Origin of the sequence: Bacillus sp. GB_SG_008, from assembly GCF_052038115.1 — a bacterium.
In the GTDB taxonomy this organism is placed as follows: domain Bacteria; phylum Bacillota; class Bacilli; order Bacillales; family Bacillaceae_G; genus Bacillus_A; species Bacillus_A rhizoplanae.
The window spans coordinates 205,243-229,279 of the sequence record NZ_JBPZSK010000004.1 but is presented as its reverse complement, the minus strand read 5'-3'; the positions used below and the strand labels follow the sequence as shown (position 1 = coordinate 229,279).

Below are 24,037 nucleotides of genomic sequence, written 5' to 3'. Positions count from 1 at the left end.
TGTCATTCCCGGTCTGTAACATGTTTCCTTTTTTTTAATATTGTCATGTCTTTTGTAAATTTTTTATATAAATATAAAAGTAATACAGGAATGATGATTCATATATGGAAACTATAAATAAAGAAATAGTTTTTCTTGCATAGCATGTTTCCTTTTTATATGATATATGGTGAAAGCGCTAACAAAAAAGTAAAGGGTGATGAGAAAGGCGGGGGAGTATGTTCCAACGTGTTCAAACAAAGGAAGAACATTTTTGGTTCGAGCAATTATGGGGAGATTTTTGTGAAGAACGAAACTTAATGTTTGTAGAACGAAATTTAACACCTTCAAGATTTTTATTGGTAGAAGAAAATCATTACATCGGAACTGTTGAATGTATAAATTATACAGTACCTGAGCAATCAAATTCTGAGTTTTTTTACCCGTTTTCTAAAAATAAATATATAAAAGATTTAAAAAACGTGTACGAAATTGGGAAATTAAGTATTGCAAAAACATCTCGCGGTCGTGGACAATTTAAACAACTTGCGACGATTTTATTTATACATGCATTAGAAGTAAAAGCAGAGTGGTATATTGCGGTTGTAACAAAGCGGATGTATATGTACTTACGTTCATTAGGATTTCCAATCGAGCCAATTGATGATTCGTTTGCTGTTAATGATAAACTGCAAGGTGTACCGGTTCGCATTCATGTTATGAAAGGATTAACTCATATGTACTCTTTAAAAGAGTTTCGTGATGTGATTCAAGGAAATGCACATGCACAAGTTTTAATCCAAGAGAACAGTAAAAAAATTATGTTAACAAGATGAAGATTGTCACAAAATTGCATCATTCCATGTGATTATCATCACATCTTCCAATAGCGATGTGTATTACGCTTACATTGTAAAGATTGCTAGAGAGGGGATGGGAATGATGTTTTGTCATCAATGTGAACAAACGCCTACCGGTGGATGTAAAGTGATTGGAGTTTGTGGTAAAGACGAAACAATTGCAAGCTTGCAAGATATTATCGTCTTTGCTTTAAAAGGAATTGCCGCATATCGCACTCATGCAGCGCAACTAGGGTACACAGATCCGTTTGTAGATGCAGTAACACATGAAGCGTTATACATGACGTTAACAAATTCAAACTTTAATGAACAAGAACATTTAGATATGGCAATGAAAGTCGGAAAAGCTGCTATTCGCGTGATGGAACTACTTGATAAGGCACATACTGAACATTTTGGAGTGCCGGAACCAGTACAAATTACACAAAATCGTGCCTATGGAAAAGCGATTGTTGTTACAGGGCATAATTTATTTGCCCTAGAAGAGTTATTAAAGCAAACAGAAGGAAAAAATATCAATATTTATACACATTCTGAAATGCTGCCAGCACACGGTTATCCACAGTTGAAAAAATATGCACATTTAAAAGGAAATATCGGAAAGGCTTGGTATGATCAGCGTCGCTTATTCGAAAAATTTTCAGGAGCTATATTAGCAACGACAAATTGTATTATGCCAATTAAAGGCACATATGCAGATCGCTTCTTTTCCTATGACGTTGCAGGGTTAGAAGGGGTACGTAAAATTGAAAATGATGATTTTACACCACTTATTGAAACGGCATTGAAGCTTTCAGATGTACAAATGGAATCAGAAGAACAATTAATAACAGGATTTCATCATGAGACGGTATTATCGCTCGCACCAGAAATTATTGATGCTGTGAAAGCTGGTAAGATTCAACGTTTCTTTGTAATTGCTGGCTGTGATGCGCCGGGAAAAGGTGGAGAATATTATCGTGAATTAGCAACATCATTACCAGCAGAAACAGTTATTTTAACGACATCTTGCGGGAAATTTCGTTTTAATGATGTAGATTATGGCGTTGTACCTGAAACGAATATACCGCGTTTTATTGATTTGGGACAATGTAATAATTCAATTTCAACAGTGAAAATTGCAGTAGCTTTAGCGGAAGCGTTCCAATGTGAAGTGAATGAGCTACCAGTCAGCATTGTACTGTCTTGGTTTGAGCAAAAGGCTGTAGCGATTTTACTTGGGTTATTTAGCCTTGGTATTCAAGATATTCGTATTGGTCCGAAAGCGCCGGAGTTTATATCACCAGGTGTACTGCAAGTGTTGCAAGAGGCATTTCGCTTAAAACTAATTACAACAGCAGAAGAAGATATGAAAGCTATGTTATCATAATAAAAAAGACGATGTTTATAAAGAACATCGTCTTTTTTATTATGATATATTAAAATCCAAAAATGCTTAAAAGCATTTTACGACGCTTCGGTTTTTCTTCCTGTTTTGCTGCTGCTACTTCTGGCGTCATATAAATTGATTCTTTTTGCTTAAGTGTCATTTCTAATTGCTCAATTCTTGCGTGCATTTCTTCCATTTCATTACGGTGTTGTAATAATTGATAATTCACCACATCATCTGCTTTTTCTTGTAATTTTTCTTCTAGCCGATCTAAGCGCAAGGAAATGTCTTTTAATTGCGTTATAAATTGTTGCATTTCATTGGATGGTGCTGCTTCAGCAGCATGATAGGAAGATGGTTCATGTTCTTGGTTTGGTACAGAGCGTTGAAATTCGAGCATTTGTTGTAAATCTTGTTCGTAAAAAACATAGTGTCCAAATTTATTCTTTTTTAATTCTAATCCAATTTGCTGTGCAAGACGGATGACAGCTTTTGGACTAGTACCTAATTTTTTTGCAATCATCGGCGTTTTATATTCCACAATAATCCCTCCCAAATCTTGTTGTTAGAAGGTTTCGTGATAGTTTGTTCGTTCCCTGCATGCTTGACAAAAGAAGTGAGAAATCGGCAAAGAAAGTGCTTTTTCACAAAAATAAAATTGTAAGAAAGAAAACATCTCGAAAATGAACAAAAGTTGTCTAATTTCAGTTGTTTCTCTTATTTGACGGAGAGTATAAGTTTCGTTATCATAAACGTAAATATCTTTATTATGTATGCATATAATGTATACAAGGAGATTGCTAGTGTAGAAACTTGTAAGATTGTTAGAGAAGTCCTTTCTTTAGAATAAAACTATTAGGAGGTGGCTTCCTTACTTACACAGTGAGTAAGGAAACGTATTTGGACATATTTAGTATAAGTATGGTGATTGTTTTAATTGCCTTAACTGCCTTCTTCGTTGCGTCTGAATTTGCAATTGTCAAAGTTAGGAGCTCACGTATCGATTATTTAATTGCAGAAGGAAATAAACGTGCAACTGCTGCAAAAACAGTCATTACAAACTTAGACGAGTATTTATCAGCGTGTCAGTTGGGAATTACAGTGACAGCACTTGGCCTTGGATGGCTAGGAGAACCGACGGTTAAACGTATGCTTGATCCGATTTTTGCAAGATTGGAAGTGCCTCCCTCGGTGGAATCCGTCTTATCTGTTTTTCTATCTTTGATGTTTATTACTTTTTTTCACGTCGTAGTAGGTGAGTTAGCTCCAAAAACATTGGCAATTCAAAAGGCGGAAGGGATTAGTTTAGCAGTTGCAAGACCGCTTATCTTTTTCTACCGACTGGCGTATCCATTTATTTGGACATTAAATGGTTCAGCACGTATTGTTACGAGAATGTTTGGACTAAAACCAATGCATAAACATGAGGTAGCACACTCTGAAGAAGAGTTACGTATGCTTGTATCAGAGAGTTATAAAAATGGTGAAATTAATCAATCAGAATATAAATATGTAAATAAGATTTTCGAATTTGATGATCGACTTGCGAAGGAAATTATGGTTCCACGCACAGAAATGGTAATTTTAGGAAAAGGGCAATCTGTTAAGGAAGCAATGAAATTGATGTCAAATGAGAAGTATACAAGATATCCTATCATTGACGGCGATAAAGATCATGTTATTGGTTTTGTAAATTTTAAAGATATTTTTACAGATTTTGTGAAACATGATGGTACAAATAAAGAAACCGTTGCACAGTATGCCCGTCCGATTATTCAAATTATTGAATCAATTGCTATTCATGATTTGTTTGTGAAAATGCAGCGTGAACGCACACATATGGCAATTTTAGTGGATGAATACGGCGGAACATCTGGACTTGTAACAGTTGAAGATATATTAGAAGAAATCGTTGGTGATATACAGGATGAATTTGATACGGATGAAAAGCCGGAGATTCAGCGCATTAGCGAAACGAAAACAATTTTAGAAGGAAAAGTGCTTGTTAGTGAAGTCAACGCATTATTAGGGCTTTCAATTGACGATGGAGACGTCGATACAATTGGCGGCTGGATTTTAACAGAACATCTTGAAATTAAACAAGGTGATATTGTCGACATTGAAAATTATAAATTTCGTATTGTTGAATTAGATGGTCATTACATTAAACAAATTGAAGTGACGAAGCAAATTGCGCCGCAGCCTGTAGAAGTAACAGAACAACATGTTTCACTCCAAGAACAAGTAAGTTCATAACCTTGCCTATATGGTGAGGTTTTTTATTTACGGTAAAGTATTTTATCCCGCTATTCGCGGGTAGTAAGACCACCACTTCAAGATTTAAAGGATAGGTGGGGGATAACTGCTGGCATGTGCCCACTGATGGAAGTTTCACTTTATAAAAATGCACCCGACTTCTAGTCAGGTGCATTTTTGTTAGTTCATCTCTTGCTTGTAAATTTCATCTTCTACATAAATATGCTCTTTCTCAACTGCTGTATCATGCGCGAGTACAAGGCCAATTGGTGTGTTTGTATCTTTATTTTGTACAATTGTAAACGGTACTTGTTTTTCATTTGCTAATTTAATGTATTTAGATAAATGTGGGTAAGCGATGCTACCGTTCACATACAATGTTAATCCTTGAGAAGAACCCATGCTTTCTTTTACTGCTGTATATACGTTTGTTTGCATGACTTGCCCAATCGTTAACGCAATTTCCACACGCTCACGCAATGTGCTTAAAAACATGTTGCGTTCTTCAGGTTTGTTTTGTTTTTGTCCATGAATGCCTTCTTGAAGATAATCTTCCACATTTTTATTTCCCATTTTTTTCACACCTTTCCTATTTCTATTGTACGAAAGAAATGAAAAGGATGCAAAAAATAATTTCACGTACTGAATTTTAAAATTTTATCAACATGAAATAACAAAATGTGACATTACTCTCTTAACGAAATTTGTTTTTTGTGTTAATATTCAAAATATATAGGGTATTTTTCGTATGGAGATGGAGGGAATGGGGGTTTTTCCAATCGATAAGGATATTAGTAAAATGTTTTGTACGTACTTAAAAAAGAATAGTCAACAATTCATAGAGAACTGGAAAACCAAAATTATTATTTCAGCAAATGATCCATTTAAAAAAGAAATCATTGAAAATGGAGAAAATTTATTAACATTAATGATGGAACTCATTATGCAAGAGAAAGAAATTGAACATATTAGATTGTTATGCGAGAAAATCGCCATTGAGCGTGCGGAGGCAGATGCAAATATTGGAGATTTTGTCTATAATGCGAATGTAGGACGGAATGAATTGTTTGAGGCAATGTGTGAATTAGATGTGAGTGCTCGTGAATTGAAACCAATCATGGGGAAAATACATACTTGTTTTGACCGTCTAATCTATTATACAGTTTTGAAATACTCAGAAATTATATCGAAAAATTTGGAAGAAAAGCAACAATTCATTAACGAAACACATAAAGAGAGATTGACAATTTTGGGACAAATGTCAGCAAGTTTCGTTCATGAGTTTCGCAATCCGCTAACTTCTATTATGGGGTTTGTGAAACTGTTACAATCAGATCAACCGCATCTTCCATATTTAGATATTATTTCGCATGAGCTTGACCAACTAAATTTTAGAATTTCTCAATTTTTACTTGTTTCCAAAAAAGAAATTTGGAATGAAGCAGAGCGGTTTTGGCTGAATGATTTATTTCATGATATTATCCAGTTCTTATATCCAAGCTTAGTGAATGCAAATGTTTCTATTGAGAAAAATCTGCCGTATCCAATACCATTTATCGGGTATCGAAGTGAAGTTAGGCAAGTGCTTTTAAATATTTTAATGAACTCCATTGACGCTCTTGAAGGAATGGAAGAAAGTAAGAAAATTGTTATTGATGTGTGTGAAGATGAAGAACTAATACATATTTTTATTAAAAATAATGGACCGATGATTCCGCCAAAAAATATTGAAACAATATTTGAACCATTTGTAACGACAAAAAAGTTAGGAACTGGAATTGGCCTATTTGTTTGTAAGCAAATTGTAGAAAAACATAAAGGGTCTATTACATGTAAGTCAACAGAAGAATGGACAGAATTTCATATTTCTTTTGAAAAATCGATATAGAATAAAGTGAAACTTCCATCAGTGGGGGAGGGGGGATTTCCCACTGATGGAAAGCCCGTTAATGCGGGATAAAAAGAAAAGTCTACACGGCGATAGCGGTGTAGACTTTTTAATTTGTTAAAAATACTGTTTCTAACTTTGGTGATTTATTTGCATAACCAAGTGCAACAATTGTATAAATTTTATTTCCCTCAATTTTCACTTCGGGAATTGTTAATACAACGTTTTTTGTTCCCGCAACTGATACTTCTATATCTGCTACGCCAGGACTTACTTGCAAGAAATCTGTTACCTGTTTAAAAGCAGCCTTTTCGAACAGTTTTTCTCCATCTTTTAAAGCTACATCTACTTCGGGGGTATCAGGAGATAAATGGACGAATCGTATTTTTGCTTGACCATATGGTAGAGGCGTATTATCAATGAGAGGTAACAGTTGAAGTTTATCAACATTACCAGCTACCGCAAGGGTATATACATGGTTTCCCATTACAGGAACGAGAGCTGAAAAGATTGGAGTTTCATCACCGGCAGGTACGATATCAATGCGGTATTGTCCTTGTGTAAGTGAAAGGTATGGACTATGCTGCTTAAACGAAATGTTTTTCACCACTTTTTGTCCATTTATGACAATATCAACAGTGGGTGCATCAGGAGAAGCGTGTAAGATTCGAACTTGAGATGGTAATGACTGTTCGCTTGAATGTGGTAGTGATATCCGGCTTTGCTCGTAAGCCTGTACAAATTGTTTCATAGCGTTATAGTGTTTCAAATATAATTCCATATATTTTTGTGGATTTATATATTTGTAATAACAGGCAAGTTGCTCATACATTGCAGCTTGCTGTGCATACTTTTCTACTTCAGATGGATTCATTTATTTTCCCTCCTCTAGTATCATTATTACAACTATATGCATGTACAAATGTCATAAGTACTTGATAACTGCTGATTATTTCTTTGAAGAGAGAGGGAAAAGTTTTGTTACAATTGATTTTTTTGGTAAAAGTTAACGAATATTTTGTGCAAAATTAGCATTTGTAAACATTAAGTTTTTGGAAATAAATGATTTATGAATGCTTTAACTGCGTTTTTCCACTGTTATTAATTTTGTCTCTTCATTAGAAAAGCTGATTGAGTGTAGTACTTGAACAATTATCGTTGAACATTGCTGAATTTATGTCAGAAGAATGTTCGGAATTTGTCTATAAGAAAATGAAAGCAATCAACAACAGTTGGGTGCACAAACTGAATTTAACTCATTTTTCACACTATCTTTTTTATCCCGCATTAACGGGCAGTAAGACCCCACCTCAAGATTCAGAGAAAATCGAAGCGCTGCCCGTAAAAGCCCGATTGGTTCAACTAACCATCAGTGGGGGATGAAAAAACCCCCACTGATGGAAGTTTCACTTTATCTTTACCAGTAATCCTATATTTAAAAATGACAGTAAACGGAATCTCTAGCTAAGCTGGAGATTTTTTTTATTTCTAGGCAAACACACATACAAAGTGAGGTTTGTCCTACATATTTTGTCAATGTAAACTATTTTAAATGGATGTAAGGAGTGAAAAATTATGTGGGGTTATGGTGGAGGATATCCAGGTTTTGGATGTGGCTACGGTGGATATGGCTACGGCGGTTGTGGCGTTGGAGGCTGTGGTTATGGCTTTGCAATCGTGGTTGTGTTATTTATTTTACTAATTATTATTGGAGCTACTTGCGTGCGCTTCTAGTTATTTAGAAAGAGCGTCATGGTGAACCGATTAATTATACATTAATCGGTTCTTTCTTTTGTAAAATCCTTATTTAACCAAAAAACATAGGGGAAATAGTTTTTTTACGAACATTAACGTTGTTATCTTGTGGATAATTCGTTAAATCCGTTGACATTCCAAATAGAACATGGTACTTTTAGTAAGGGTTTTCTAAGGAATGCAATGGGGGAATGAATACATGAATACGAACTATGATGTAATTGTTGTAGGTGCAGGTCCTGCTGGAATTTTTACTTGCTATGAAACAATTGTTAAAATGCCAGATGCAAAAGTGCTGTTAATTGATAAAGGACATGATATTTATCGTCGTAATTGTCCGATTCTTCAGAAGAAAATAACAAAATGTCCACCTGCTGCTGGAAAGAAAGATCATGCAGGATGTTTACCAGCATGCTCAATCACAAATGGTTTTGGCGGTGCAGGAGCATATTCAGATGGGAAATTTAACATTACAAGTGAATTCGGTGGTTGGATGACAGACTATTTATCTACATCGACTGTAATGGATTTAATCAAATATGTGGATGAAATTAACTTAGCACACGGTGCAACTACTTCAATTACAGATCCATTAACAGATGAAGTTCGTGATATCGAAAAACGCGCTTACGCAGCTGGATTAAAACTATTGCGTGCACAAGTTCGTCACTTAGGTACAGAGCAAAATTTAGAAATTTTAAAAAGTATTTTCGAATATTTAAAAGAGAAAATCGATATGAAATTTAAAATAGAAGTAGACGACATTATAACTGAAAAAGTGGAGAATGAACATGTCGTACGCGGCATTGTTTTAAAAGACGGAACAATGCTATCTGCGAAAAAAGTAGTAATTGTACCAGGACGTGACGGATCTGCTTGGTTAACAAAAATTATGAAAAAGCGCCGTTTAAAAATGAACGCGAACCAAGTTGATATTGGTGTTCGTGTTGAAACTTCAAACATTGTGATGGAGGAAATCAACAAGCATCTCTATGAAGGGAAATTCGTATTCAATACATCTGTCGGAACGCGAGTACGTACATTCTGTAGTAACCCATCTGGTCACGTTGTTGTTGAAAACCACTCCGGTATTATGACAGCGAATGGTCATGCGTACAAAGATCCTGCGCTTGGCAGTGATAACACGAACTTTGCGCTCTTAGTATCACATCAATTTTCAGAGCCATTCGATCAACCGAACGAATACGCACATGAAGTATCACGTCTAGCAAACCGTATTTCAATGGGCGGAGTGACGGTACAAAAGTACGGAGACATTCTAAAAGGTCGTCGTTCTACACCGAAGCGTATTCAAGAAGGTTTCCTTGAGCCGACATTAAAAGAAGCAGTACCAGGTGACTTAGGTCTTGTATTGCCATACAATACAATGAAAAGTTTAATTGAAATGACAGAAGCATTGAATCACGTCACACCAGGTATTGCATCTGAACATACATTATTTTACGGCGTAGAAGCAAAATTCTACTCCGCAAGACCAAAACTAACCGAACATTTCGAATCTGAAATTTCCGGCTTATACTTAGGCGGAGACGGTGCTGGCGTAACACGCGGATTAGCACAAGCAAGCGCTTGCGGCGTTCACATCGCTCGTCACATTATAGAACATTTAACGAGTAAAACAGAAAAAAGAGAAGAAGTTGTAGTGGGGTAATATATAATAGAAGAAAAACGATCTTATGATAGAATGAGATCGTTTTTTTATTAGTATTTCACCAACTTAACGAAATGACATGGCTGTAAAAAAGAATCAAATTAATAGAAGTCATGTGTTTGTAAGAAAGTCGCACCGTTTTGAAAAAAGTTCAATCGTTTATAAAAAAGATGAACCGAAATAACTTATTCTAAGTAGGTAGAAGGGAGTTCAGTTTCTTATTAAACAAGTGAGGTCATGTTAGTTTAAAAGAAGCATGCAATTCAATTGCTGTGAAATTAATATTTAGTTGTGTTTTGAAAGGAGGGGTATTAATGGATTCCATTCAAGAGAAATTGGATTTGCTACATAATGAAATAAAGGAAATGGGTGACATAATCGACTTAGATTGGTGTGGCAAATTGTTGTACACCTATTATGAACACTTTAATGATAATGACTTGAGATATAGAGCGGGTTCACTTATTGCTTTTTGGGGACTTCTCCTTGAGTGGAAAGATGAAAGTGGATTCCCGTTCTATACAGGTACTGAAGAATACGATTGTCACCATTTTGATAAATACCTAAAAGAGTTTCTGAAGTATTCTTCTGACATTAAGAAGCAATTCCCAAATATTTATCTTGTTACTATTGAATCGCTAATTCAGTTGGATAAAAGAGAGAATTGGGAAAGTGAATTTCCTAACATCCCAAGTGGTCTATTCGATACCGTTAGAAAAAATTTGTTTCGAAATGATGTTAAAAAGCTAAATGATGAGACTTATCAAAAGGCATTGAAAGAAGCAGGCATGCTTTATTAAACTAAAGAGGGTAATGTTCAAAAAAACTTATCCTAAGGGGAAACTTTATCGTATTTTGTAGTCGTTACAGCAAAATGAAGGTGCTATGAAAAAGAAAAACCCCGGGTTAGGGGATTAACACAAATCTGGGCTCTTTAATCGGTTCAGTATTACTGCGATGAAAAAGAAAAACCCGAATTAGGGGATTAAATGTGATTGCTATACCACCCTATGGTTCTTTGCCATAGAGTTTTTTATATTTTTTCCTAAGAAGCAATACGATTTCTATTTCAAGAATTAAAGGAAGAAATCGTTGTCTGCTGGAAGAATTTTCTTTATCGAATTTTGTCTAAATTTATTTGAAAGTATACGATATAAAGTGAAGAAGAAGGAAGGAGATTTACTAGAGGAATGTCGAAGTTTACACATTAGCAGCATGTTTTCACTTCGAATGTTATTTTAGAAGAGAGGAGTAAGAGGGATTTTTTAGTTGTTGGTTGTGTTTGTGTAGGAGGGGGATGTAGAGAGAATATTGTTTACTTACATTTTTTTGTTTCTGAAATTTCTTTCTATTTAATTTTTATGCATTTATTTTTATATTCTATAATAATGACTTTTTAATAGATTCACTGCATAGGCAGAGAGTTCTTTTTTTATGAGAGAAAAGTCGATTTTTTTCACATTTACATATGAGTCGAAGAAACGGGGGAAGCGTCATGCGCGATTACTTAATTAAACCACTTGTTGGTCAACCTTATCCGATGATTTCGCATGGAGAAGGTGTATATTTATATGATCAAAACGGTAATAAATATTTTGATGGTTCGTCAGGGGCAATTACGGCAAGTATCGGACATGGCGTAAAAGAGATCGCAGAAGTTATTAAGCAGCAAGCAGAGGAGATTGCATTTGTATATCGCTCGCAGTTTACGAGTGAGCCGGCAGAGAAGCTTGCGAAGAAGCTTAGCGATTTAAATATGGGGGATTTGAATTGGAGCTTTTTCGTTAATAGCGGTACAGAGGCAAATGAAACGGCAATGAAGATTGCGATTCAACATTTTCAAGAGCGCGGTATTCAAGGGAAAAATAAAATTTTGTCACGCTGGATGAGTTATCACGGAATTACGATGGGAGCATTATCATTGTCTGGACATCCGCTGCGTAGGCAACGCTTTGTTTCCATTTTGGAAGATTATCCGACATTGCCAGCACCGTATTGTTTCCGCTGTCCGGTACAAAAGGTGTATCCGACATGTCAACTTGCATGTGCAACAGAGTTAGAGAGAGCCATTGAACGTATTGGGGCGGAGCATATTGCGGCATTTATTGCTGAGCCGATTATCGGTGCAGCTGGCGGAGCAATTGTACCACCAAAGGATTATTATAAGGTGATTAAGGATATTTGTGAGCATTATGATATTTTATTTATTGCTGATGAAGTCATGACAGGACTTGGCCGTACTGGTACGTGGTTTGCAATGGAACATTGGGGTGTTCAGCCGGATATTATGACGCTAGGTAAAGGATTAGGAGCTGGCTATACACCGATGGCAGCAACTATGGTAAGTGATCGCGTGATGGAACCAATTCTGCGCGGTTCTCGTTCTGTAATGAGTGGGCATACATTGAGTGCAAATCCACTTTCCGCTGCGACAGCTTTAGCGGTGATTGAATATACGGAGAAGCATCGTTTACCAGAAGCGGCTGCTGAAAAAGGAGAGTATTTAATCGCAGGACTGCAAAAGGTGCAGCAAGAATCGACAATTATTGCTGATGTACGCGGGAAAGGTTTGATGATTGGAGTAGAATTGCAACCGTTTACAAAAGCATCTGAACTTATTTCTGTTGCGGCGAAAAATGGCCTTCTTTTATATCAAGCTGTATCAGGACAAGCAGGCAAGGAAGATAGTGCATTGTTAGTTGCGCCGCCGCTTACTACTACATATGAAGAGCTTGACGAATTACTTCATATTTTTGCGAAAAGTGTAGAGGAAATAGTTCAAAAAGGAGGGCATAGTATCGTATGACAACTATTACAAATACATTTGGGAAATTAAAAACAATACAAGATGTTATGCCATATTTTCATGATGAGATGACACTTATGTTTGGAGGGTTTGGAGGTATTGGTTCTCCTCCCTCTTTAATTCAAGCAATTTTAGATAAAGGAATTTCCGATTTACATTTAATCGGTAATGATACTGGTTTTCCTGATGTGGGAATTGGCCGCCTTGTGACAAATGAGCGTGTAAAGTCGTTAATTACGTCGCATATCGGTTCAAATCCAAATGCAGGACGACAATTAAATGAAGGAAGACTGCATATTGAATTTTCTCCTCAAGGTACATTAGCAGAACGAATTCGAGCTGGCGGTGTCGGGCTTGGTGGTGTTCTTGTTGATGTTGGGATGGATACGATTGTAGAAGAAGGGAAACGAACTGTTGAAATAAATGGGAAGACATATTTAATTGAGACAGCATTAACAGCTGAAGTATCCATCGTGTTTGCGAAACAAGCAGATCCTTTTGGTAATCTTGTGTTTGATAAAAGCGCACGCAATATGAATCCACACGTTGCAATGGCTGGGGATATTACGATTGTGGAGGCTGAAGAAATTGTTCCGCTTGGGGCACTGAACCCAGAAGAGATTATAACGCCTGGTGTATTTGTTGATTATATTGTTCCATCGGGAGGAGTGAATTGGAAATGGGCATGGGAGTAGAGGTTCGCAATAAAATTGCAAAGCGCGCTGCAAAGGAAATTCAAAACGGAATGATTGTTAATTTAGGGATTGGCATTCCATCTCTTGTTCCGAATCATTTGCCAGATGATATGCATGTTATGTTTCATGCGGAAAATGGCATTGTTGGTATGGGGCCGACACCAGTAAAGGGCGAAGAGGATGAAAATTTATGTAATGCGGCTGGATTGCCAACGTCGATTATTGACGGGGCTAGTTATTTTGACAGCAGCATGGCATTTGGGATGATTCGAAAAGGGTTGCTTGATATTACAATTCTCGGGTCATTGCAAGTAAGTGAAAACGGAGATTTAGCAAACTGGATTGTACCAGGTAAGCGTGTACCAGGTATTGGCGGGGCGATGGATTTAGCACAAAAGGCAAAGCGTGTTGTCGTTGTGATGAATCACGTTGATAAATATGGGAATGCGAAAATTGTTTCAGAGTGTACACTTCCGCTTACGTCAAAACGATGTGTGGATGTAATTATTACAGACATGGCAGTAATGGAAGTAACGCCAGAAGGTTTAGTGCTGCAAGAATTGATGAGTCCATACACAGTAGAAGATGTAAAAAAATGCACAGAAGCTGCTTTTCATGTGAGTCCATCTTTACTAGTAATTGAATGAAAGGGGATGTAATAATTGGAGCAATATAAAAAACAAGTGTGTGAATATATTGAAACTCATGAAAATATGAGTGTGAAATTATTAAAACGTTTAATTCAAGAGAAAAGTACGAGCGGGGATGAAAGCGGCGCGCAGGCAGTTGTGATTGAAAAATTGCGTGAACTTGGTTTAGATTTGGATATTTGGGAACCTTCATTTACGAAAATGAAAGATCATCCATATTTCGTTTCACCGCGTACAAACTTTACTGATAGTCCGAATATAGTGGCAACATTAAAGGGAAGCGGCGGCGGAAAGTCAATGATTTTAAATGGGCATATTGATGTTGTACCTGAAGGAGATTTGAACCAGTGGGAGCACCATCCATATGCAGGAGAAAAAATTGGGAATCGTATATATGGACGCGGCACAACAGATATGAAAGGCGGAAATGTTGCGCTCATGCTGGCGATGGAAGCAATTGTAGAAACGGGGATTCATTTAAAAGGAGATGTATATTTTCAAAGTGTAATAGAAGAAGAAAGCGGCGGCGCAGGTACGCTTGCGGCAATTTTACGAGGTTACGAGGCGGATGGTGTAATTATCCCAGAGCCGACAAACATGAAATTTTTCCCGAAACAACAAGGTTCAATGTGGTTTCGTTTATTCGTAAAAGGGAAAGCTGCTCATGGTGGTACGCGCTATGAAGGTGTGAGTGCCATTGAGAAAAGTATGCTTGTTGTAGAGCATATGAGAAAGCTAGAAGCAAAACGAAATGAAAGGATTACAGATCCGTTATATAAAGGAATTCCAATTCCGATTCCGATTAATATTGGAAAAATTGAAGGTGGCAGTTGGCCGAGTTCTGTTCCTGATTTCCTTACTTTAGAAGGCAGATACGGTGTTGCACCGAATGAAAGTATGGAGAGTGCAAAAATAGAGTTTGAAAATTGGGTAGAACAATTAAATAAAGTAGATCCATGGTTCATAGAGCACCCAGTAGAAGTAGAATGGTTTGGCGCACGCTGGGTTCCAGGTGAATTAGAGGAAAAGCATCCACTTATTACAACTCTGAAGGACAATTTTGTGCATATTGAAGGCACAGAGCCGATTGTTGAGGCATCGCCATGGGGAACAGATGGTGGTTTATTTACACAAATTGCGAATATTCCAACTATCGTGTTTGGTCCAGGTGAAACGAAAGTTGCCCATTATCCAGATGAATATATTGAAATTGACAAAATGATTGCAGCGGCAAAGATTATTGCATGTACATTACTAGACTGGTGCGAGGTGGACGAATGAAATATTATGAAGAATTTGCAGAGCAGACGAAGGACTATACATTAGAATGTTCGTTAGATTATTTTAATAAGCGTATTCGTGTTGATCATTATAAAGGAAATGTTGAGCAAGTAATGCGTAAAGTGGAAGAACTCGCAAACTCTCATTCTTTCACTAAATTAATTATAAAAGGAAAAAGAGAGCACGTTCCTGCGTGGCTCTCTCTTGGCTTTATGCTTGAAGCTAGTATTCCGCAATACTTCCAAGGGCATGATGCATATTTTATGGTGAAATATCGTGATGATGAACGCCGTAATAGTGTGCAGTGGGTGAAGGAAGATGAAATTATAAGTGGTGTAATTGCGAAGAGAGTAATCGAAAAGGAAATACCAGCACAGTTTGTTTTGCGAAAAGCGACGGAACAAGATGCAGAGCAGCTTGCGGACGTATTTGGAAAAGTATTCGAGGTTTATCCAACACCTTTGAACGAAGCAGACTATATCGTGAAAACGATGAAGGAAGATACGATTTATTACGTGTATGAAATGGAAGGGAAGATTATTAGCACAGCTTCAGCAGAAATGAATCTAAAAGAAGGAAATGCAGAGTTGACAAATTGCGCAACATTACCAGAGTATCGAAAGCACGGATTCATGAAAAGCTTACTTATGAAGTTAGAAGAAGAGCTGCGAGATAGATCTATTTTTTGTTCGTATACAATTGCACGGTCGCTTTCTTTTGGTATGAATGCAGCGTTTTATCAGCTTGGATATACGTACACTGGCAGATTGGCGAATAACTGTTATATTTTCGATAAGTTAGAGGATATGAACGTTTGGGTAAAAGATTTATCCCGCATTAACGGGCAGTAGAACCCCCCACCTCAAGATTGTGAGGAATCCGAAGAAGCTAGGTGGGAGATAACTGCCCGTAAAAGCCCGATTGGTTCAACTAACCATCGGTGGGGGATGAAAAAAACCCCCACCGATGGAAGTTTCACTTTATCTCGTATTTAATAGACATTACAGAATAGAAATAAAGGTTCATAAAGAATCAATTTATTCAACTTCCATAAGTTAGGGATGAAAAGCCCTTGCTGATGGGAGTTTCATTTTACCGGTAGGTGCTAAAAATTCGGCACGATATTGCTGATTTTTTAGCAAAGGAGGGAAATGCGTTGCTGGCGATTTCAACACAAGAAGTGATTGAAGCGATTTTAAGTAGTATTGATGAAGCTATTCATGCAGTAGATGAAAATGGGGTTACGATTTTTTATAACACAGTAGCAGCAAAACATGACGGATCAAATGTAGAAGATGTACTTGGTAAGTATTTATTGGAAGCGTTTCCTTCATTAACGCCAGAAACGAGTACATTACTAAAGGTACTGCAAATGAAAAAGCCAATCCTACATCAAGTGCAGCGATATCAAAATCAAGGTGGGAAAGATGTTTATACGGTAAATACAACGCTTCCGATTTTTATAGAAGGGCGCATTGCTGGCGCTGTTGAGATTGCAAAAGATTACTCTACCATTCAAAAGCTGACAGAAAGTATTGCTGATTTGCAGTCAAAAATGAGGCGATCACCAGAGAAAAAAACACAGCAGAGGCATGTAGCATTTGATACGATTATAACGAATGATAAGCGCTTTTTGCAGACGAAACAGCTTGCACACAAGGTTGCTACCACTAATGCGAACGTACTCATTTATGGTGAAACAGGAACGGGAAAAGAGCTGTTTGTTCAAGCGATACATGAAGCTTCGAAAAGAAGAAATAATCCATTTATCGCTCAAAACTGCGCTGCTTTGCCAGAATCATTACTTGAAAGTTTACTGTTTGGAACAACAAAAGGTAGTTATACAGGTGCCATAGAACGCGCAGGTTTATTTGAGCTTGCGGATGGTGGTACGTTATTTTTAGATGAATTAAATTCGATGCCTTTAGATTTACAAGCAAAAATGCTTCGGATATTGGAAGATGGTGTCATTCGCCGCATCGGTGATAACAAAACAAGAAAGGTTGATGTACGCGTTATTACAGCAATGAATCAGCCGCCGGATGAGTGCCTTCGTGAAAATAAAATTCGTACGGATTTATATTATCGATTAAATGTGTTTTCTTTATTTATTCCACCGCTTCGCGAGAGAAAAGAAGATATTTTATTGTTAGTCCCGCACTTTCTGAAGGCTTATAACATGGAATATACAAAGCATGTGATCGATATAGATGAAGATGCGAAAAAGCAATTGCTTCAGTATCATTGGCCAGGTAATGTGCGTGAATTAAAGCATATGATAGAACATGCGGTCATTGTTACAGAAGGAAAAACACTCACGTTATCTTGTTTACCACGTTCGTTTCGACAAGTGCCGCATCCGCAGAAAAAGCCGATATTACCACTGCGGGAGGCGCTTCATGAAACGGAAAAAGAATTAATTGAACAAGCAATGTTAGAAACGAAAGGAAATGTTCTGCAAGCTGCAAAGTTGTTAGGTATTCCAAGACAAACTTTGCAGTATAAATTAAATAAAAATGCGAAAGCTGCCGAATAATTGGCAGCTTTTGTGCATTTGCACCAATAAATGAGTGCTTACATATATAGAAAGTAAAGAAAATTCTGTTTTTTCTGCTAATTATTTTTATTTTGTTTTTGTATAAAATAATATTTTTATAATAAAGAAACGTGTAATAGCAAGGTTGTACTAGTAGAGATAAATAGAAATTTAGATTTAATAGTTATAATTGGCATGATTATTGCTTTAATAAATAGCGAGCGTTTGAAAAAAAGGGGGAATTGCAATGTTACACGACGTATATAAACCAGAACGTCATTGGAAAGAGATTGAATTATGGAAAGATGTTACAGAGGAGCAATGGAATGATTGGATTTGGCAATTAACAAATACAATTAAAACATTAGATGATTTAAAGAAAGTCATCAATTTAACACCGGAAGAAGAAGAAGGCGTTAAAATTTCAACAAAAACAATCCCGTTAAACATTACACCATACTATGCATCTCTTATGAATCCAGATGATCCACGTTGTCCGATTCGTATGCAATCTGTACCGATTTCAGAGGAGTTATATAAAACGAAGTATGATTTAGAAGATCCGCTTCATGAAGATGAAGATTCACCAGTTCCAGGATTAACACATCGTTATCCAGACCGTGTTCTTTTCTTAGTAACAAACCAATGTTCTATGTATTGTCGCTATTGTACACGCCGTCGTTTTAGTGGACAAATTGGAATGGGTGTTCCGAAGAAGCAATTAGACGATGCAATTGCGTATATTCGCGAAACGCCGCAAGTACGCGACGTCTTAATTTCTGGCGGTGATGGTCTTCTTATTAACGATAATATTGTAGAGTATATTTTAAAGAATTTACGTGCAATTCCGCATGTGGAAATTATCCGTATTGGAACGAGAGCTCCTGTTGTGTTTCCGCAGCGTATTACAGAAAATCTTTGCAATATTCTTAAGAAATATCATCCAGTTTGGTTAAATACACACTTTAATACTTCTATTGAGATCACGGAAGAATCAAAACTTGCTTGTGAAATGCTTGCAAATGCAGGTGTGCCACTTGGTAATCAAGCTGTTATTTTAGCAGGTATTAATGATAGCGTACCGATTATGAAAAAATTGATGCATGATTTAGTAAAAATTCGCGTGCGTCCTTACTATATTTATCAATGTGACTTATCAGAAGGAATTGGTCATTTCCGCGCACCAGTTTCCAAAGGTCTTGAAATTATTGAAGGGTTACGTGGACATACGTCTGGTTATGCAGTTCCAACATTTGTTGTAGATGCACCGGGCGGCGGTGGTAAAATTGCCGTTCAGCCAAACTACATTATTTCACAAAGTGCTGATAAAGTTGTTCTTCGTAACTTTGAAGGTGTAATTACAACGTATCCAGAGCCAGAGAATTATGTGGCAGGCAGAGCGGAAGGATACTTTAAAGAAATTTATCCAACTTACGAAGAAAAACGTTCTGATGTTGGAATCGCAGGGCTGATGAGCGATAAGAAGTTTAACCTTGTACCAGAAGGCTTGCAGCGTATGAATCGCCGTAAAGATTACGAAACAAGTACAGAACATGCTTCATTAAAAGATAAACGTGACAAGCGTGACCAGTTGAAGGATAAAAAATATCAAGCGCAAATGGCAAAACTAGATGAGAGCACGAAAACTGAGGGAGATGCAGTATGAGATGTATGTGGTGTGAAGGTGAGGAAGCAATTGAGAGTGTAAACACTGTATACTGGGAATTACCAGACGGAACAAAAACAGTTGCAATTGAAGAAACACCTTGTATCGCATGTCAAAATTGCGGAATGCATTATCAATCAGAGGATACTGTGAAAGAAATTGAAGATCAGCTCTTTTTGATTTATACGAAAGATTTGCCAAAACAAGTCACATATACAGAGCTCATGGAGCGTCCACGTTTACTAAAGCGAAATTATTTTGATTTTTAACCAGCATTTTTATGCTGGTTTTTTTCTTGTTTGCCTTGTATAATGTAGCCAAGTTAGAAAGGCAGGGAATATTGTTGAAAAAGTCATTTTATCACTATATGATGAAGCACCGTGCTTCTTTACTGAAAGATGAACTATCAGACTTGGCAGAAACAATGTATGAGGATCATAGTTTTCCAAAACAATCGGAGGATTATGATGAGATTAGTTCATATTTGGAATTAAGCGGTTCACTAGAAAGCATGGCCATTTTTGATCGTGCATGGGAATTATATATGCAAGAACGATAGAGTGAAATGTCTATCCATAGGCCGTTTTATCACTAATCATTTTCAATTTGTGTTATGTACACTCCAATAGCGGAGTGTATTTTTTTTATCCCGCATTAATGGGCAATAAGACCCCCACCTAAAGGAAGTAAAGTGAATTTTAGGAATTTTAAATATTATATTTTGGGTATACTACTTAATTAAGTAATCATCTAACTTCTAACGAACCTTCCCCTTTTAACGAAAAATGCAATTGTATATAATAAAGCCTAAAATTAATAAACCTGTACCTTTCCAACCCATACCACCAGATAAATCAACTAAATTACCATTTTCCTCTCTTTTTAATCCTTCATTAAGAGAACCTGTAGGGTTATTTTTTAATTCGTTTTGTCTTAAGCGTTCTCTTTTTTCTTTTGGTGTTTCTTTTGAACCCATGTAATAATCACCTCTAAAATTAATTCATACTTTACTTATTTATACCACTATTATACAGAGAAATAGGAAAATAGAATTTATGGATTCAAATTCTAATCCAACACCATCGTTTTAAATGATTTTATTATTCGTGAAATGTATGCCTCTTTTTTGAGGGAGCTATTTATTCTTAAAAATCCTACATATGTTACATCATCCTTTTGTCAGAAAATAAAAAATGACCTTTTACGGATAAAGGAAGAGGCCATTTTAATCAAACTTTATTATAAAACAATAGTAGGTGGAGGATAACTACCCGTAAAAGCCCGATTGGTGAGAGCTTTCCATCAGTGGGGGATGGAGAACCCCCACTGATGGAAGTTTCACTTTATAAAAAAATATTCAATTATACAAACTCATGTGATAAGCGTTTTCGTAGTGAGCCGCATATACTGTTAGCGTCACATACTTAAAATCACGACTTTAAAAGGAGAGAGAAAAATGACGAGAAAAAAGCAGCCCAAATATAATATAGGAGATATAGTCGTGATTACGTTATATGGTACAGTCGGTAAAGTCACAAATATAAAAATGCTAGATGGTGTTTATGTATATGAAGTGAATAATCACGATGGATTTTACGTAGAACATACATTGCAGCTTGTGACAGAACAAGAGGTGAAAGATGGCGAATTAGAATGGATTGAACTGCGCTATAAATTTACATTTGGCGATCTTGTTCAAGTAACAGGCTATGAAAAAGATGTATTCCGCGTTGTTGGATACCGGACGGAAGTATGGCGTTATAAAAATGATGCTTGGGAAGACACGATTTATGAATTATCACGTATTACTGATGGTGAGTGGCTAGAAGCGGATGAATCAGATTTGACGCTTATTGCGAATGCACAAACAGCAAATGCAATTTTAAAGAGGTTAAAGCAAGATAAGGCGGGAATGAATAAGCTTGATCTAGGTAAATTAAAGTCTATTAATAACTCGAAAAAAGTAAGTATAAAAACGAATCGAAAAGAAATTATCGACGGTTTATTAGATATTTTTAATGATTACAGAACATTATATGAAACATTTCAAGATGAAGAATATAAGATTGTGATGGAAGTTGTACGTAACTATTTAATCAAATTATCTGAGAAAAAATAATCTAGAAAGAGAGAAGGAATTGAAAGAGAATATAAGCTGTATATGGTATGCCTACAATCGTTAAAAATATAATAAATATAGAAATAAGCTTGTCCACCCATTCATCATCATGTATGAACTCTTCTTTTGCATGCGTCATTTCTTCTTTATATTTCATTGTGTTTTCCTCCTTTATATAGCTTGTACTACATCCTATGCAAAAGTTTCTTTGCATATAACCTACATATCTAGTATGAAAAGAAAAATGTTTTTCTATTCTTATACATAATTTCTATTTTTCTTCATAAAACAGAATTAAAGGGGTGGTGCTCATGAAGGAAATAGAAGTCGTGATTGATACGGAAGAAATTGCGGAATTTTTTTATGAGCAATTAATTGTGAGAGGGTATGTACCAAAGCGCGAAGAAATTGAAGATCTTGCAGATATTGCGTTCGATTATTTGTTAGAAAAATGTATGATTGATGAAATATTTGATGAAGATGATGAATGAAAGTAACGACGGGACAGACTCGTCGTTTTTTATATCGTATATGGCTTGTCCATGTTTATCCCGCTATTCGTGGGCAGTAAGACCCTCACCTTAAGATTCTGAGAAAAGTGAAGACGATAGGTGGGGGATGAAAAAAATCCCCACTGATGGAAGTTTCACTTTATAAAACAGCTATAACTATATCGTGTTGTATTTGGTATAATAAAAGTGAAAATTTTTTGAAGAGGTGAAGAGATGATCAAAAAAATTATTGATTCTTTGCTAGGAAATAAGCATAAGCATCGCTCTTACTCCAGTAGTGATTATCATCATAGACATCGTTCTTATTCTAGTAGCGATTATCACAAGCGTCGCCCATCTCATGAATATGGACATCACCATTATAAAAGAAAACATAAAAGCCATAGTTTTTTCTCTAGTAGCTGATGACTTTTCGTAAAATATTGACATGGTTTGATCGACCGCTGTCCATTGATACTGTCGTTGCACAGCGGTACCAAATTAAGAGTACTCTTGGTATGGGAAGTTATGGTTTTACATATCTTGTTACTGACATGCTGTCTGGTGAGAACAAAGTATTAAAACAGCTTCGAAAAAGTAAACAGAGGTATGCATCAGGAAGGGAATCGTTCACATACGAACAAGCCATTTTACAGCAGTTAGAGCACCATGCGATTCCTCGTTTCTTTCATAGTTTTATATGGAGAAAAGAATCATTTCTTGTGATGGAGGAAATGTGTGGGAAAACATTTGAGGATTTTATTTTTCGAGATGGAGAAATGTATACAGAGAAAGAAACTTTTCTTATTTTATATAAAGTGCTTCATATTGTTTCCTATTTTCATAGTCAAGGTATCGTTCATCGTGATTTACGAATTCCTAACATTTTAATGAGAGATGATGATATATCTATCATTGATTTTGGATTAGCTCGATTTATTGGTGAACATGATGAACGTGCTCAATCTTATAAAGGTGAACAAGCGTATATGCGTGAAATTCATTATCGTAGTGATTTTTATGCCTTAGGTCATTTTGTTTTGTTTTTGTTGTATTCTAGTTATGAATCTTCAAAAGAAGAGCAGCCTTGGTATAAAGAATTAACATTATCAGTAGATAGTTGTGATGTAATCATGCGGATGTTGCAAATGAAAGAACCGTATTATGAAAATGTACAAGAATTAATAGAAGATGTACGTTGTATTATAGAAAGGATGGGGAATACATGTTCCAAAAGTTTTTAGCAAGCGTTGGTATTGGTAGTGCAAAAGTTGATACTGTGTTAACACAAGAGGAGTGGCTCATTGGGGAAGAAATTACAGGGGTTGTACATATTACTGGTGGATCGGTAGAACAAGAAATTGATAGTATTTATTTAACGTTATCGACTACATATATTCGTGAAGTGGATGATAAAAAAATGAGTTCAACATATGATTTAAAGAAAGTTCGTTTAACAACTCCAATTACAATTGGAATAAACGAAAAACGAGAAATCCCATTTTCTTTTCCAATGCCGATTGAAGTACCGTTAACATTTGGTATGAAAACCGTTTGGGTACATACTGGTCTAGATATTAAACGCAGTATTGACCCGAGTGACCGTGATTATATTCAAGTACTTCCAAATATATTGTTAAAAAGTGTGTTAGATGCAGTCCAAAATCTTGGATTTCGTCTTCGTCAAGCGGAATGTGAAGAACTTCCATATCGTTTACGTGATCACGTACCATTTGCACAAGAATTTGAATTTGTTCCTGTATCTGGACAATATTACGGAAAGCTCGATGAATTAGAGATGCTTATCATACCGCGCTCGTACGATAGTCTAGAAATTGTGATGGAAGTAGATCGAAAAGCACGAGGCCTTGCTGGATTATTTGCTGAAGCTCTAGAGATGGACGAAAAAGTTTTACGTTTCACAGTGAAGCGTGAAGACATTCCAACAATGCAGCAAAAAATTAACAATTATATTTCTCGATAATGCATGCATAAAAAAGAAGTGGAGGGGGAA

The 24,037-nt window shown here is 36.3% G+C and carries 26 protein-coding genes; 21 read left to right on the top strand and 5 right to left on the bottom strand.

Annotated elements, in window-relative coordinates; translation table 11 throughout:
• Window positions 1-218: 218 nt before the first annotated feature.
• Entirely contained in the window at window positions 219-815 is a 597-nt protein-coding gene (locus ACTDJC_RS12660; protein WP_098307242.1) for a hypothetical protein, read from the top strand.
• Window positions 816-921: 106 nt separating this feature from the next.
• Complete coding sequence (hcp, locus tag ACTDJC_RS12655; protein ID WP_440603594.1) at window positions 922-2,208, top strand: hydroxylamine reductase; 1,287 nt, start codon at window positions 922-924, stop codon at window positions 2,206-2,208.
• 49 nt (window positions 2,209-2,257) lie between these two features.
• Here hcp and ACTDJC_RS12650 read toward each other — a convergent pair whose 3' ends face one another.
• On the bottom strand, window positions 2,258-2,749 hold the full coding sequence (locus tag ACTDJC_RS12650; protein ID WP_253629423.1) for a chromosome segregation protein: 492 nt from the start codon (window positions 2,747-2,749) through the stop codon (window positions 2,258-2,260).
• 359 nt (window positions 2,750-3,108) lie between these two features.
• Here ACTDJC_RS12650 and ACTDJC_RS12645 point away from each other — a divergent pair, with 359 nt between their 5' ends.
• A complete protein-coding gene (locus ACTDJC_RS12645) occupies window positions 3,109-4,464 on the top strand; it encodes a hemolysin family protein (RefSeq protein ID WP_440603593.1) in 1,356 nt (451 codons plus the stop codon).
• A gap of 180 nt (window positions 4,465-4,644) precedes the next feature.
• On the opposite strand, the gene ACTDJC_RS12640 is transcribed toward ACTDJC_RS12645, so the two are convergent.
• Window positions 4,645-5,037 (bottom strand): YueI family protein, encoded by a 393-nt coding sequence (locus tag ACTDJC_RS12640; RefSeq protein WP_230575774.1) that lies wholly within the window; start codon window positions 5,035-5,037, stop codon window positions 4,645-4,647.
• Between the two features lie 175 nt (window positions 5,038-5,212).
• Here ACTDJC_RS12640 and ACTDJC_RS12635 point away from each other — a divergent pair, with 175 nt between their 5' ends.
• Window positions 5,213-6,352, top strand: a complete 1,140-nt coding sequence (locus ACTDJC_RS12635; RefSeq protein WP_098307250.1) for a BA2291 family sporulation histidine kinase — start codon at window positions 5,213-5,215, stop codon at window positions 6,350-6,352.
• Window positions 6,353-6,461: 109 nt separating this feature from the next.
• Here ACTDJC_RS12635 and ACTDJC_RS12630 read toward each other — a convergent pair whose 3' ends face one another.
• Window positions 6,462-7,226 carry a DUF4397 domain-containing protein gene (locus ACTDJC_RS12630; protein ID WP_440603592.1) on the bottom strand — a complete coding sequence of 255 codons (765 nt, stop codon included), beginning with the start codon at window positions 7,224-7,226 and terminating at the stop codon, window positions 6,462-6,464.
• A gap of 701 nt (window positions 7,227-7,927) precedes the next feature.
• Between ACTDJC_RS12630 and yjcZ the strand changes: the two genes are divergently transcribed.
• The 12 genes from yjcZ (at window position 7,928) to ACTDJC_RS12570 (ending at window position 19,972) form a co-directional block, all read left to right on the top strand.
• Window positions 7,928-8,086: a sporulation protein YjcZ gene (gene yjcZ, locus ACTDJC_RS12625; protein ID WP_440603591.1), complete on the top strand. Its 159-nt coding sequence runs from the start codon at window positions 7,928-7,930 to the stop codon at window positions 8,084-8,086.
• Between the two features lie 220 nt (window positions 8,087-8,306).
• Window positions 8,307-9,779, top strand: coding sequence for an NAD(P)/FAD-dependent oxidoreductase (locus tag ACTDJC_RS12620; protein WP_098307258.1), 1,473 nt, complete (start codon window positions 8,307-8,309; stop codon window positions 9,777-9,779).
• A gap of 314 nt (window positions 9,780-10,093) precedes the next feature.
• Complete coding sequence (locus tag ACTDJC_RS12615) at window positions 10,094-10,579, top strand: hypothetical protein (protein WP_098307260.1); 486 nt, start codon at window positions 10,094-10,096, stop codon at window positions 10,577-10,579.
• Between the two features lie 695 nt (window positions 10,580-11,274).
• A complete protein-coding gene (locus ACTDJC_RS12610) occupies window positions 11,275-12,585 on the top strand; it encodes an aspartate aminotransferase family protein (RefSeq protein ID WP_098307264.1) in 1,311 nt (436 codons plus the stop codon).
• Window positions 12,582-13,280 (top strand): 3-oxoacid CoA-transferase subunit A, encoded by a 699-nt coding sequence (locus ACTDJC_RS12605; protein ID WP_098307266.1) that lies wholly within the window; start codon window positions 12,582-12,584, stop codon window positions 13,278-13,280. Before ACTDJC_RS12610 ends, ACTDJC_RS12605 begins: the two co-directional genes overlap by 4 nt.
• The gene (locus tag ACTDJC_RS12600; RefSeq protein ID WP_098307268.1) at window positions 13,265-13,927 is read left to right on the top strand and encodes a CoA transferase subunit B; all 663 of its coding nucleotides are present in this window, start codon (window positions 13,265-13,267) and stop codon (window positions 13,925-13,927) included. Before ACTDJC_RS12605 ends, ACTDJC_RS12600 begins: the two co-directional genes overlap by 16 nt.
• A gap of 15 nt (window positions 13,928-13,942) precedes the next feature.
• Window positions 13,943-15,211: a peptidase gene (locus ACTDJC_RS12595; protein ID WP_440603590.1), complete on the top strand. Its 1,269-nt coding sequence runs from the start codon at window positions 13,943-13,945 to the stop codon at window positions 15,209-15,211.
• Window positions 15,208-16,062 (top strand): putative beta-lysine N-acetyltransferase, encoded by an 855-nt coding sequence (gene ablB / locus ACTDJC_RS12590; RefSeq protein WP_440603589.1) that lies wholly within the window; start codon window positions 15,208-15,210, stop codon window positions 16,060-16,062. Before ACTDJC_RS12595 ends, ablB begins: the two co-directional genes overlap by 4 nt.
• A gap of 305 nt (window positions 16,063-16,367) precedes the next feature.
• The gene (locus ACTDJC_RS12585) at window positions 16,368-17,747 is read left to right on the top strand and encodes a sigma-54 interaction domain-containing protein (protein ID WP_440603588.1); all 1,380 of its coding nucleotides are present in this window, start codon (window positions 16,368-16,370) and stop codon (window positions 17,745-17,747) included.
• A 247-nt stretch (window positions 17,748-17,994) separates the two neighbouring features.
• Entirely contained in the window at window positions 17,995-19,413 is a 1,419-nt protein-coding gene (gene ablA / locus ACTDJC_RS12580; protein ID WP_429714514.1) for a lysine 2,3-aminomutase, read from the top strand.
• Window positions 19,410-19,682 carry a YokU family protein gene (locus tag ACTDJC_RS12575; protein WP_440603587.1) on the top strand — a complete coding sequence of 91 codons (273 nt, stop codon included), beginning with the start codon at window positions 19,410-19,412 and terminating at the stop codon, window positions 19,680-19,682. Before ablA ends, ACTDJC_RS12575 begins: the two co-directional genes overlap by 4 nt.
• Window positions 19,683-19,756: 74 nt before the next feature.
• Window positions 19,757-19,972 carry a YozE family protein gene (locus ACTDJC_RS12570; protein ID WP_098307280.1) on the top strand — a complete coding sequence of 72 codons (216 nt, stop codon included), beginning with the start codon at window positions 19,757-19,759 and terminating at the stop codon, window positions 19,970-19,972.
• Between the two features lie 216 nt (window positions 19,973-20,188).
• On the opposite strand, the gene ACTDJC_RS12565 is transcribed toward ACTDJC_RS12570, so the two are convergent.
• Entirely contained in the window at window positions 20,189-20,389 is a 201-nt protein-coding gene (locus tag ACTDJC_RS12565) for a DUF6366 family protein (protein ID WP_440603586.1), read from the bottom strand.
• Between the two features lie 480 nt (window positions 20,390-20,869).
• Here ACTDJC_RS12565 and ACTDJC_RS12560 point away from each other — a divergent pair, with 480 nt between their 5' ends.
• A complete protein-coding gene (locus ACTDJC_RS12560; RefSeq protein WP_440603585.1) occupies window positions 20,870-21,532 on the top strand; it encodes a hypothetical protein in 663 nt (220 codons plus the stop codon).
• Window position 21,533: 1 nt separating this feature from the next.
• On the opposite strand, the gene ACTDJC_RS12555 is transcribed toward ACTDJC_RS12560, so the two are convergent.
• Window positions 21,534-21,689, bottom strand: coding sequence for a DUF3930 family protein (locus tag ACTDJC_RS12555; RefSeq protein ID WP_098307288.1), 156 nt, complete (start codon window positions 21,687-21,689; stop codon window positions 21,534-21,536).
• A 154-nt stretch (window positions 21,690-21,843) separates the two neighbouring features.
• On the opposite strand from ACTDJC_RS12555, the gene ACTDJC_RS12550 reads away from it, so the two are divergent.
• The 4 genes from ACTDJC_RS12550 (at window position 21,844) to ACTDJC_RS12535 (ending at window position 24,007) form a co-directional block, all read left to right on the top strand.
• Window positions 21,844-22,023, top strand: coding sequence for a YozD family protein (locus ACTDJC_RS12550; RefSeq protein WP_098307290.1), 180 nt, complete (start codon window positions 21,844-21,846; stop codon window positions 22,021-22,023).
• Window positions 22,024-22,257: 234 nt separating this feature from the next.
• The gene (locus ACTDJC_RS12545; protein ID WP_098307292.1) at window positions 22,258-22,449 is read left to right on the top strand and encodes a hypothetical protein; all 192 of its coding nucleotides are present in this window, start codon (window positions 22,258-22,260) and stop codon (window positions 22,447-22,449) included.
• On the top strand, window positions 22,449-23,267 hold the full coding sequence (locus ACTDJC_RS12540; protein WP_440603584.1) for a serine/threonine protein kinase: 819 nt from the start codon (window positions 22,449-22,451) through the stop codon (window positions 23,265-23,267). Before ACTDJC_RS12545 ends, ACTDJC_RS12540 begins: the two co-directional genes overlap by 1 nt.
• On the top strand, window positions 23,249-24,007 hold the full coding sequence (locus ACTDJC_RS12535; protein WP_098307296.1) for a sporulation protein: 759 nt from the start codon (window positions 23,249-23,251) through the stop codon (window positions 24,005-24,007). Before ACTDJC_RS12540 ends, ACTDJC_RS12535 begins: the two co-directional genes overlap by 19 nt.
• Window positions 24,008-24,037: the final 30 nt, after the last annotated feature.

Excerpts from the sequence above, each read along its gene's own strand:
- ACTDJC_RS12575 (WP_440603587.1), top strand. The coding sequence starts at position 19,410 with ATGAGATGTATGTGGTGTGAAGGTGAGGAAGCAATTGAGAGTGTAAAC.
- ACTDJC_RS12560 (WP_440603585.1), top strand. The coding sequence starts at position 20,870 with ATGACGAGAAAAAAGCAGCCCAAATATAATATAGGAGATATAGTCGTG.
- ACTDJC_RS12605 (WP_098307266.1), top strand. The coding sequence starts at position 12,582 with ATGACAACTATTACAAATACATTTGGGAAATTAAAAACAATACAAGAT.
- ACTDJC_RS12640 (WP_230575774.1), bottom strand. The coding sequence starts at position 5,037 with ATGGGAAATAAAAATGTGGAAGATTATCTTCAAGAAGGCATTCATGGA.
- ACTDJC_RS12555 (WP_098307288.1), bottom strand. The coding sequence starts at position 21,689 with ATGAAATATAAAGAAGAAATGACGCATGCAAAAGAAGAGTTCATACAT.
- ACTDJC_RS12630 (WP_440603592.1), bottom strand. The coding sequence starts at position 7,226 with ATGAATCCATCTGAAGTAGAAAAGTATGCACAGCAAGCTGCAATGTAT.
- ACTDJC_RS12660 (WP_098307242.1), top strand. The coding sequence starts at position 219 with ATGTTCCAACGTGTTCAAACAAAGGAAGAACATTTTTGGTTCGAGCAA.
- ACTDJC_RS12635 (WP_098307250.1), top strand. The coding sequence starts at position 5,213 with ATGGAGATGGAGGGAATGGGGGTTTTTCCAATCGATAAGGATATTAGT.
- ACTDJC_RS12620 (WP_098307258.1), top strand. The coding sequence starts at position 8,307 with ATGAATACGAACTATGATGTAATTGTTGTAGGTGCAGGTCCTGCTGGA.
- ACTDJC_RS12535 (WP_098307296.1), top strand. The coding sequence starts at position 23,249 with ATGTTCCAAAAGTTTTTAGCAAGCGTTGGTATTGGTAGTGCAAAAGTT.
- yjcZ (WP_440603591.1), top strand. The coding sequence starts at position 7,928 with ATGTGGGGTTATGGTGGAGGATATCCAGGTTTTGGATGTGGCTACGGT.
- ACTDJC_RS12565 (WP_440603586.1), bottom strand. The coding sequence starts at position 20,389 with ATGGGTTCAAAAGAAACACCAAAAGAAAAAAGAGAACGCTTAAGACAA.
- ablA (WP_429714514.1), top strand. The coding sequence starts at position 17,995 with ATGTTACACGACGTATATAAACCAGAACGTCATTGGAAAGAGATTGAA.
- ACTDJC_RS12600 (WP_098307268.1), top strand. The coding sequence starts at position 13,265 with ATGGGCATGGGAGTAGAGGTTCGCAATAAAATTGCAAAGCGCGCTGCA.
- ACTDJC_RS12610 (WP_098307264.1), top strand. The coding sequence starts at position 11,275 with ATGCGCGATTACTTAATTAAACCACTTGTTGGTCAACCTTATCCGATG.
- ablB (WP_440603589.1), top strand. The coding sequence starts at position 15,208 with ATGAAATATTATGAAGAATTTGCAGAGCAGACGAAGGACTATACATTA.
- ACTDJC_RS12545 (WP_098307292.1), top strand. The coding sequence starts at position 22,258 with ATGATCAAAAAAATTATTGATTCTTTGCTAGGAAATAAGCATAAGCAT.
- hcp (WP_440603594.1), top strand. The coding sequence starts at position 922 with ATGTTTTGTCATCAATGTGAACAAACGCCTACCGGTGGATGTAAAGTG.
- ACTDJC_RS12615 (WP_098307260.1), top strand. The coding sequence starts at position 10,094 with ATGGATTCCATTCAAGAGAAATTGGATTTGCTACATAATGAAATAAAG.
- ACTDJC_RS12540 (WP_440603584.1), top strand. The coding sequence starts at position 22,449 with ATGACTTTTCGTAAAATATTGACATGGTTTGATCGACCGCTGTCCATT.
- ACTDJC_RS12550 (WP_098307290.1), top strand. The coding sequence starts at position 21,844 with ATGAAGGAAATAGAAGTCGTGATTGATACGGAAGAAATTGCGGAATTT.